We start from the raw sequence: 9609 nt of genomic DNA, 5'->3' as shown, positions 1-9609 counted from the left end.
TGTGACAGGGCCGGCGCCGGGGCGGGCGGGGGTGACGGTGTACGGGGGCGGCGCGGCGCTGAGGTCCTTCGCCGCGCCGAACAGACTGCCGCAGCGCTGGCCGCGCTCGGCGCGGACACCGCCGTGCTGGACGGTGCGCATGCCACCGCAGTGCTGACCTGCGCCGTCGACCCGTACACGCCGGCGGACGCCGGCTGGTCGCGGGCCCGACCCGATGTGGTCATCACCGGCCCGGCGCCGCGCACACACCCACGATCCGACACGTCAGGAGGCAACCGGTGAACCTGTTCCGCCGGCGTCCGGGCGGCGCTCCAGCCGTGCGGTCCGCCGTGTCGACGGCGCCGTCTGCGCACATGGACGACGCCGCAGCTGATGGTGGGGGCGAGGTCGCCGCTGTGGTGGGCCCGGCCGCGCTCGAACCGGCGCCGCAGCACCTGCGGGTCGGGGACGGCTACGCGGCCACGCTGATCGTCACCGGGTACCCGGCAGAGGTCGGCGCCGCCTGGCTCGATCCGCTGCTGGCGTGGCCGGGCCGGCTCGACGTCGTGGTCCACGTCGACCCCCTTGCCATGCCGGTGGCCGCGGCCCGGCTGCGCCGGCAGCGGGCCCGGCTCGAGTCGAACCGGCGCACTGATACCGGCAACGGTCGGCTCACCGACCCGATGACGGACGCGGCCGCCGGGGACGCCGCGGACCTCGCCGACCGGGTCGCCCGCGGCCAGGCGCGACTGTTCCGGGTCGGGCTCTACCTGTGTGTTCACGCCCCAACGCTGCCGGAGCTGCAGGACGCGGTCGCCGACGTGCGGGCCACGGCGGCGTCGGTGCTGCTGGACACGCAACCGGCGACGTGGCGGCAGCTGCAGGGGTGGCTGTCCACGCTGCCCCTTGCCGTTGACGGGTTGGGGATGCGGCGGGTGATGGACACCGACGCGGTCGCTGCCGCGTTCCCGCTCGCCTCCGCGGACCTGCCCGCGCCGCTGCCTGGTGACCCCGGTCCGGTCGGCGGCATGCTGTACGGGCTCAACCGGGACTCCGCCGGGGTGGTGTGGTGGGACCGGTGGGCACAGCACAACGCCAACAGTGTCGTGCTGGCCCGCTCCGGAGCCGGGAAGTCGTACTTCGTCAAACTCGAGGTGCTGCGGTCCCTCGCCGATGGCGTGCACTGCGCCGTCATCGACCCGGACAACGAGTACGTGCGCCTCGCCGACGCCGTCGGTGGGGTGAACATCGCCCTCGGCACTGGCGGGGTCCGGGTCAACCCCCTCGACATCCCACCGGGTGACCGCCGCCCGCAGGCCCGCACCCACCGGGCGATGTTCCTGCACACCCTGATCGCAGTGCTGCTCGGCACGGCACCGCCGCCGTCGGAGCAGGCCGCGTTGGACCGGGCCATCATCGACGCCTACGACACCGCCGGGATCAGCGACGACCCGAACACCTGGCAGCGGCCGGCGCCGCTGCTGCGGGACGTCGCAGCAGCCCTGCAGGCGCAGCACACCGACGCTGCGGACACGCTGGTGGCGCGGCTGACGCCGTGGACGACCGGGTCGTTCCGGGAACTGTTCGACGGACCGACCACGACCGTCCCGGCCGGGCAGTTGGTGGTGTGGTCCACCCGGCACCTCGCCGAGGAGCTGCGCGGTCCAGGGATGCTCCTGGCCCTCGACGCGATCTGGCGGGACGTCAACGCCACCACGGCGTCGATGGCGGATCTGCCGCGGCGGCTGGTGTTTGTCGACGAGGCGTGGACGCTGCTGCGCGACGGTGCGGGAGCGAAGTTCCTGGCCCGGCTGGCGAAGAGTGCCCGGAAACGGCGGGCCGGGCTGGCCGTCGTCACCCAGGACGTGGGTGATCTGCTCGGCTCCGACCTCGGTCAGGTCGTCGTCGCCAACGCCGCCACGCAGATCCTGCTGCGGCAGGCACCGCAGGTCATCGAGGTCGTCGGTGACGCGTTCGGGTTGACCGGTGGTGAGGCGCGGCTGCTGCTCAGCGCCCGCCGTGGTGAAGGGCTGCTGCTGGCCGGCAGTCACCGGGTCGGGTTCCAGTCGATCGCCTCGAAGCAGGAGCACCGGCTCTGCGTCGGCGACATCGATCTCATCGACGAGGACTGACCGCACCGACCTCCCCCACCCTGCCAACTACACAGACGCCGACATCGAGGGTCGTGGGGGGGCCGGCCCCCCCGCCCCCCCCCCCGCCGCTCCTCGAAGGTGAGCCCGATGGCCCTTGGCATGAAACTCGCGTCCGACCGCCGGCAGGCCGCGCCCGGCGGGTCGGCGCGCCCCTCCCGCGGTCTCGCCCGCACGCTGACGCCCTACCTGTTCCTGGTCGCACCGCTGACGTTCCTGATCGTGTTCACCTACATCCCGGTGGTGAACATGTTCGGTTACAGCGTCACGTCCTGGGACGGGCTGAGCCCGAGCCGCGAGTTCGTCGGGTTCGACAACTACGTCGAGATCGCCACCCGGCCGGAGCTGTTCGGGGTACTGAAGGTCAGCCTGTACTACATCGGCGCCTCCGTCGTGCAGATCGTGCTCGCCCTCTACTTCGCGACGATCCTGAGCTTCAACACCCGCTTCCGGAACCTGTTCAAGGGTGTGCTGTTCTTCCCGTACCTCATCAACGGCGTCGCCATCGGCATGATCTTCCTGTTCTTCTTCCAGCCCGGCGGCACCCTGGACTCGGCGATGTCCGCGGTGGGCCTCGGCGGCGCGACCCAGCAGTGGCTCGGCGACCCTGACGTGGTCAACTACTCGCTCGCCGGGACCTCGATCTGGCGCTACCTGGGCCTGAACTTCGTGCTGTTCCTCGGCGCGATCCAGTCGATCCCCGCGCACCTCTACGAGGCGGCCGAGATCGACGGCGCCAGCCGGTGGGACCAGTTCCTGCACATCATCCTGCCGGGCATCCGGCCGATCGTCGGGCTGTCGTTCATCCTCGCGATCTCCGGCTCGCTGTCGGTCTTCGAGATCCCGTTCATCATGACCGGCGGCGCCAACGGCAGCGAGACATTCGTCATCCAGACCGTGAGCATGGCCTTCAAGTACTACAAGCTCGGCCTGGCCTCGGCGATGGCGGTCGTCCTGCTGCTGATCATCCTGCTGGTGACGTGGCTGCAGCGCCGCATCGCGCCCGACGAGAAGGTGGACCTGTCGTGATCGCGCGTGCGCTGAAGTACCTTTCCCTGGTCGGCGCGTGCCTCGTGGTGCTGCTGCCGCCCGTCGTGCTGGTCATGGCGTCGCTGAAGACCAACACCGAATACCTCAACAGCGGCCCGTTCGACCCGCCCGGCGCCTGGCTCAACTTCGACAACTACGTCACGGCGTTCACCAAGGGGCACATGCTCCGCGGCTTCGTCAACACGTCGATCATCATGGCCGCCTCGCTCGCCGGCACCGTGTTCATCGGATCGATGGCCGCCTACGCCATCGACCGCTTCCGGTTCCGCCTGCGGGGACTGGTCGTGGCGCTGTTCCTGCTCGCCACCCTCGTGCCGGGCGTCACCACGCAGGTCGCCACGTTCAAGGTCGTCGACGCCCTCGACCTGTATGACAGCCGGTGGTCCGCGATCGTGCTCTTCCTCGGCACCGACATCATCTCCATCTACATCTTCCAGCAGTTCCTGCGCGGCGTGCCCCGCGAGCTCGACGAGGCCGCCGCGATGGAGGGCGCCAGCCCGTTCGGCATCTACTGGAGAATCATCCTGCCGTTGCTGAAACCCGCGATCGCGACCGTGGTCATCATCAAGGGCATCGCCATGTACAACGAGTTCTACATCCCGTTCCTGTACATGCCGTCGCAGGAACTGGGCGTCATCTCCACGTCGCTGTATCGCTTCAAGGGCCCGTTCGGGGCGCAGTGGGAGGTCATCTCCGCCGGCGTCATCCTCGTCATCATCCCCACCCTGATCGCGTTCGTCGCCCTGCAGCGCTTCATCTACAACGGTTTCACGGCCGGGGCCGGCAAATGAGCCCGGTGTTCGGCGGTGTCGAGGCGGGCGGGACGAAGATCGTGTGCGCGGTCGGGGTCGGCCCGGACGCGGTCCTCGACCGCACCACCATCCCGACGACCGGCCCGGGGGAGACCCTCGGCCGCATCATCGGCTACTTCCTCGCGCAGCGCGCTGCCGGCCACGACATCGCCGCCCTCGGCGTCGCCTCCTTCGGCCCGCTCGACCTCAGGCGGGGCCACATCACCACCACCCCGAAACCCGGCTGGGGCGGCACCGACCTCGTGGGTGCGCTGCGCCGCGGCCTGGGGGTGCCGATCGCCCTGGACACCGACGTCAACGGCGCCGCGTACGGCGAACACCGCTGGGGCGCCGGCCGCGGGCAGGGCACCGTCGTCTACGTGACCGTCGGCACCGGGATCGGCGGCGGCGCCATCGTCAACGGGCAACCCCTGCACGGCCTGCTGCACCCCGAGATGGGCCACCTGCACGTCCGGCGGCACCCGGACGACGACTTCCCCGGCACCTGCCCGTTTCACGGCGATTGCATCGAGGGCCTCGCCAGCGGACCCGCCATCGAACGCCGGGCCGGCCGGTCCGCCCGCGACCTCGGCCCCCTGCACCAGCAGACCGTGGCCCTCGAGGCGCACTACCTCGCCCAGCTCATGACGTCGATCATCTACCTGCTGATGCCACACCGCATCGTCGTCGGCGGCGGCGTGCTCAACATCCCCGGCCTCCTCGACGCGGTCCGTGCGGCCACCGCGGCCCGGCTGGGCAAGGCCCTCGACGCGGTGCCCGCCACGGCCCGGATGGACGAGTACATCGTGCCGCCGGACCTCGGCACCTCCTCCGGCGTCCTGGGCGCGCTCGGCCTCGCCGAGCACGAATACCAGCGGTCGCTGGCCCACTGACCAGAGAATCCACCCGGGACGGAGGTGGTCCGGTGACGGTGCCCCTTGAACAGTGGACGCCAGTTGAACCTCGACTGTTCTCCGGGCCGATGCGTCGTCGACCTCGACCCGGGTCCTGACGACTGGTCGCCGCAGAACATCTCCCAGGCAGGGGAGTACTCGAAGCAATACCTGGTCGGTCTCCACTGCGAATGTGAGGTTCTGGACGGACCGCTCATGTGACGTCCTCGTCCAGCGATGTCCGGCGTAGGTAGGTCTCGGCCAGCTGGCGGAGGCGTGTCCGGTCGAAGCTGTGCCCGTGGCCGGGATGGACGACGGACACGTCGATGTCGGCGAGGAACTTCATGCTCCGCCGGTAAGCAGTCACGTCGGAGTTCGGCAGGTTGTCGATCAAGCCGCCGTCGTAGACGATGTCGCCGGAATACAGGGTTCCGGTGCGCTCCTCCAGCAGGGCGATGCTTCCCGGTGTGTGGCCGGGGAGGTGCAGCACGGTCAGCACCCGCCCGCCCAGGTCGATCCGGTCGCCGTCGTCGAGCATGCGGTGCAGGGTCATGGGTTCGATGCGGTAGGTGGCCGGGTCGTAGCCGGGGCCGGGCAGGACGTCGAGCATGAGCTCCGGGACAGGTTCGCCCGCCGCGTCGATCCCCAGTTTGTCGTAGAGCTCCGCGCCGTACAGGCTCGCCGGTACGCCCGCCGTCAGGAGCGCCGCCTCGGCGGGGTGGGCGGCGCGGTCGCCGAACTCGGCTGCCCCGCCGACGTGGTCCAGGTGCGCGTGGGTGAGCAGGACCATCGGATCGCGCTCGAACATGCCGGGAATCGCCTCCCGCAAGGCCACGACACCGAGCCCGGCGTCGACCACGATGTCACGGTCGTTGCCGCGCAACCACCAGAAGTTCGCCGACACCAGTTCATTGACGTGCGGTTCCGAGATCCGGATGACGTCACTGTCCACTTCGGCCTGCGCGTACCAGTCGACCATGCCCGCAAGTGTGCCAGCGCGGCGATGCGGTCATGGGTTGAGCCCACCGGCGGCGCATGGCAGGCTCGTGGCGCATGATCGACGCATTCGCGAAAGAGCTCCTGCACGGCGACCTGCGAGAGCTGCGCGAGACGATGGTGTGGAAGCTCGACGGGTTGTCCGAGTATGACGCGCGCCGCCCCCTGACCTTGACCGGCACCAACCTGCTCGGCCTCGTCAAGCACCTGTCGATCTGGGAGTCCAGGTACTTCGGCGAGGTCTTCGACCGGCCGTTTCCCGAGCCGATGCCCCGGTGGGACGACGCCGCCGCGCGTGGCACCGACATGTGGGCGACCGAGCACGAGACGCGCGAGCAGCTCGTCGAGCGGTACCGGCGGGTATGGGCGCACTCGGACGCGACGATCGGCGCCCTGGCCATCGACTCGCCGGGTCACGTGCCCTGGTGGCCACGCCCCGGCGTGACGCTGTTCAACATCCTGGTCCACATGCTCACCGAGACCAGCCGGCACGCCGGACACGCCGACATCCTGCGCGAACAGCTCGACGGCGCGACCGGGGCGGCGGCCGGCGCCACCCCGCAGCGCGACCCGGCATCCTGGCAGGCGCAGCGCGCGGAGATCGAGCGGGCCGCCACGGCGGCCGCCACCACCAGGCCCGATCACGACTGACCGCAACGGCGGCCCCACTCCACGGAGAGCGGGGCCGCCGTGCAGATCAGGCCGCTGTCACCGCCTCGATCACCTCGAACGCGGCGTCCGGCCGGCCGATGACGACGACGACGTCGCCGGCCCGGCACCGGAAGGTCGGCCCGGGGGCCGGCATGACGTGCTCGTCGCGGACGACCGCGATGACGACCGCGCCGTCGACGCCGGTGCCGGCCAGGGGCGCGCCGACCCGCGGCGAGTCCGGGCCGATGAGGACCTGCAGCACCGCGACGCCGCCGGCGTGCCGGTCGAGGCGGGCGCAGTGCGTCACCGGGCCGGCCGCGCCGACGAGGTCGGCCAGGGTACGGGCCTCCTCGGCGCTGAGCAGCACGCCGGTGAGGCGGGTGTCCGGGTCGGCCGGGTCGTAGACGACGAGCTCCCGCCGGTCGTCGTTGTGCCGGACCACGCCGACGTGGTGCCCGTCCCGCGCGGCGAGCACGTGCAGGGTGCCGATGCCGGGCAGGGGAGCGCTGGTGGTGTCCATGGCGCCTCCTAGGGTCGTCATGAGAAGTACCGCAACCACACGTAGCCCCACGCGATGACGGTGGTCATCACGGTGGTGACGATGCCGTAGCGGGTGAACTGCCAGAAGCTGATCGGTTCGCCGGAGCGCGCGGCGATGCCGAGCACGACGACGTTGGCGCTGGCCGCGACCGCGGTGCCGTTGCCGCCGAAGTCCGCGCCGAGCGCGAAGGCCCACCACAGGGACTGGCCGGTGGCCGCGTCAGGGGTGGTCGCGACGATGTCCTCGACGATCGGGGCCATCGTCGCCACGTACGGGATGTTGTCGAAGAACGCCCCGAGGACCGCCGAGCCGAACAGCAGCCCGGTCGCGGCGAGGAAGTAGTTGTCGCCGACCTGCCCGGTCGCCCAGGTGCCGATGCGGTGGATGACGCCGGTCTCGACGAGGCCGCCGACCATGACGAACAGGCCCATGAAGAAGACCAGCGTCGACCACTCCACCTCCTGCAGGTAGACGGCGGTGTCGACGCGGGCGACGAGGACCATCAGCCCGGCGCCGAGCAGCGCGATGATGGCCGGCTCGACGTGGATGACGGCGTGCAGCGCGAACCCCGTGACGACCAGCGACAGCACCGCCAGGCAGCGGATCAGCAGCCGCCGGTCCGTGATCGACGCCCGCTCGTCCATGGCCATGACCTCGGCGACGCGCTCCGGGTGGTACTCGAAGCGCTTGCGGAACATGACCCAGGCCAGCAGCACGAACAGCACGAACAGGATCACGACGATCGGCGCCATGTGCACGACGAAGTCGTTGAACGTCAGCCCGGCCCGGCTGCCGATGATGATGTTCGGCGGGTCGCCGATCAGCGTCGCTGCGCCGCCGATGTTGGACGCGAGCGCCTCCGCGATGAGGTACGGCGCGGCGGGAATCCCGAGCTTGCGGCACACCAGGACGGTCACGGGCGCGACGAGCATGATGGTCGTGACGTTGTCCAGGAACGGCGACGCGACCGCGGTGATGACCATGAGCAGGACGAGCAGCTTGTACGGCCGGCCACCGGAGCGCTTCGCGGCCCAGATGGCGAGGAACTCGAAGATGCCTGTCTGCTTGATGACCCCGACGATGATCATCATGCCGAGCAGCAGGAAGATGACGTTCCAGTCGATGCCGGCGTGCTCGGAGAAGAACACGTCCTTGCCCGGCACCAACCCGAGCAACGCCATCGTGCCGGCGGCGAACAGGGCCACGGCGACCCGGTGGACCTTCTCCGTGGCGATGAGGACGAACGCGATCGTGAAGATGGCGATCGCCGCGAGGGCGCTCATCGGCGACCCGGCGGGCCGTGCGGCGTGACGAGCTGACGAGAGCGCGACGGTATGCGGTGCATGATGGACAACCTCCGAAAGGGCAACGCGACGATGCCGTCGACCCGGTGGGTCACGGCGATGAAACGGGTGTCGTCTCGTGCTTCAGGAGGTCGGCGGGCCTCGGCAGCCCGGCGTCCCCGTCGACCGTCCATCGTGGAGGGTGACGGTGGACGGACCACCGCACACCGGTCCCAGACCGGGATCGGCGTCGGCAATGCGTGGCAGGACGGCAAGCCAGTGCGGCGCGTCGGATCGGGAGTCCCGCGGCTCGGGCAGCTTCCTGCCCTGCGGTGTCTCGGCACCGGCCGCTGCGGCGACGGCGACCGTGACGCGTGCGACCTGGAACGTGTCGCCGGGCAGCGCGTCGTGGGCCCGGGACAGCCCGAGCAGCAACGCACACGCGCTGAGCGCCAGGCCGACGGCGGTCGTCCGCAGCACGGAAGCGAACCTCACCCCGCACCTCCCGCCCATTGGAACCGTCAACCTTACCAGGCGCAACGGCCGCACGCCCCGGTGTCGCAAGTGGACAGTCAGGCCAGCGCGGGGCGGATCCGGAATGAGCTCTCGGTCCAGAATGTGGCGCTGGCGTCGGGTTGGTCGACCCAGAGTTCGTCGCCGCGGTGGTGGAGGAACCAGCCGGGGTAGATCTGTGCTTCGAGGAGGATCGTGCCTGGTGTGGCGCCGGGGTGTGGGCAGAATGTGGCGTCGCCGCGGAACAGGGGTGTGCCTTCGTCCTGGTGGAGTTGGAAGCGCCAGGAGGAGTGGCGGAGGTATCGGCCGTCTTCGGCGCGGAATGAGAAGCAGGTGGTGTCGGCGAGGCCGGCGAGTGTGGTGAATGTCGCCTGGTGTCGGGTGGGGCTGCTGCTGTCGGGCCGGATCGCGGCGAGGATGCCGAGGCTGTCGGTGGTGGTGACGAACGTTCCGGGTTTGTCGGCGGATTCGAGTGACATGGGCCGGCCCGGGGTCAGGGTCTCGGTGCGTGGCGAGGGTGGGCCGGCTGTGGTGGTGGCCGGTGGCTTCGGCGCCGATCCGGTCGTCGCCGGCGGTGTGGTGGAGGGTGGCATCCGGGCCGTCGCTACGGTCGATGGTGCTGGCTGCAGGCCGTGTGACGGTGGTGTGGGGGTGGGTAGGGCGGTTGCGGTGACGGCGGCGCCGGTGGCGAGGGCGGCGGCGACGGTGGCTGCGACCGGGTGTGCGGTGACGGCTTGGATGAGTTGGGTGAGCAGTCCGGCC

At 70.5% G+C, this 9609-nt stretch carries 10 protein-coding genes; 5 read left to right on the top strand and 5 right to left on the bottom strand.

Going from position 1 to position 9609, the window contains the following annotated elements:
• The first annotated feature begins 353 nt into the window (after positions 1–353).
• The 4 genes from AB0K00_RS50265 (at position 354) to AB0K00_RS50250 (ending at position 4863) form a co-directional block, all read left to right on the top strand.
• The gene (locus AB0K00_RS50265; protein ID WP_363537723.1) at positions 354–2111 is read left to right on the top strand and encodes a DUF87 domain-containing protein; all 1758 of its coding nucleotides are present in this window, start codon (positions 354–356) and stop codon (positions 2109–2111) included.
• 108 nt (positions 2112–2219) lie between these two features.
• Positions 2220–3158 carry a sugar ABC transporter permease gene (locus AB0K00_RS50260; RefSeq protein ID WP_363537721.1) on the top strand — a complete coding sequence of 313 codons (939 nt, stop codon included), beginning with the start codon at positions 2220–2222 and terminating at the stop codon, positions 3156–3158.
• Positions 3155–3970 (top strand): carbohydrate ABC transporter permease, encoded by an 816-nt coding sequence (locus AB0K00_RS50255; RefSeq protein WP_363537719.1) that lies wholly within the window; start codon positions 3155–3157, stop codon positions 3968–3970. The genes AB0K00_RS50260 and AB0K00_RS50255 overlap by 4 nt, the downstream gene beginning before the upstream one ends.
• The gene (locus AB0K00_RS50250) at positions 3967–4863 is read left to right on the top strand and encodes an ROK family protein (protein ID WP_363537717.1); all 897 of its coding nucleotides are present in this window, start codon (positions 3967–3969) and stop codon (positions 4861–4863) included. The genes AB0K00_RS50255 and AB0K00_RS50250 overlap by 4 nt, the downstream gene beginning before the upstream one ends.
• Positions 4864–5077: 214 nt before the next feature.
• On the opposite strand, the gene AB0K00_RS50245 is transcribed toward AB0K00_RS50250, so the two are convergent.
• Positions 5078–5842: an MBL fold metallo-hydrolase gene (locus tag AB0K00_RS50245; protein WP_363537715.1), complete on the bottom strand. Its 765-nt coding sequence runs from the start codon at positions 5840–5842 to the stop codon at positions 5078–5080.
• A 74-nt stretch (positions 5843–5916) separates the two neighbouring features.
• On the opposite strand from AB0K00_RS50245, the gene AB0K00_RS50240 reads away from it, so the two are divergent.
• Entirely contained in the window at positions 5917–6510 is a 594-nt protein-coding gene (locus AB0K00_RS50240; protein WP_363537713.1) for a DinB family protein, read from the top strand.
• Positions 6511–6556: 46 nt separating this feature from the next.
• On the opposite strand, the gene AB0K00_RS50235 is transcribed toward AB0K00_RS50240, so the two are convergent.
• The 4 genes from AB0K00_RS50235 to AB0K00_RS50220 form a co-directional block, all read right to left on the bottom strand.
• Positions 6557–7030 carry a TrkA C-terminal domain-containing protein gene (locus AB0K00_RS50235; RefSeq protein WP_363537711.1) on the bottom strand — a complete coding sequence of 158 codons (474 nt, stop codon included), beginning with the start codon at positions 7028–7030 and terminating at the stop codon, positions 6557–6559.
• A gap of 17 nt (positions 7031–7047) precedes the next feature.
• Positions 7048–8334: an ArsB/NhaD family transporter gene (locus tag AB0K00_RS50230; protein ID WP_363537709.1), complete on the bottom strand. Its 1287-nt coding sequence runs from the start codon at positions 8332–8334 to the stop codon at positions 7048–7050.
• Positions 8335–8478: 144 nt separating this feature from the next.
• Positions 8479–8829: a hypothetical protein gene (locus AB0K00_RS50225; protein WP_363537707.1), complete on the bottom strand. Its 351-nt coding sequence runs from the start codon at positions 8827–8829 to the stop codon at positions 8479–8481.
• Between the two features lie 77 nt (positions 8830–8906).
• On the bottom strand, positions 8907–9609 hold a 703-nt coding region (locus tag AB0K00_RS50220; protein ID WP_363537705.1), incomplete at its 5' end, for an AbfB domain-containing protein.

The organism is Dactylosporangium sp. NPDC049525, assembly GCF_040676755.1.
GTDB lineage: Bacteria > Actinomycetota > Actinomycetes > Mycobacteriales > Micromonosporaceae > Dactylosporangium.
This window is presented reverse-complemented; position numbering and strand designations above follow the sequence as displayed.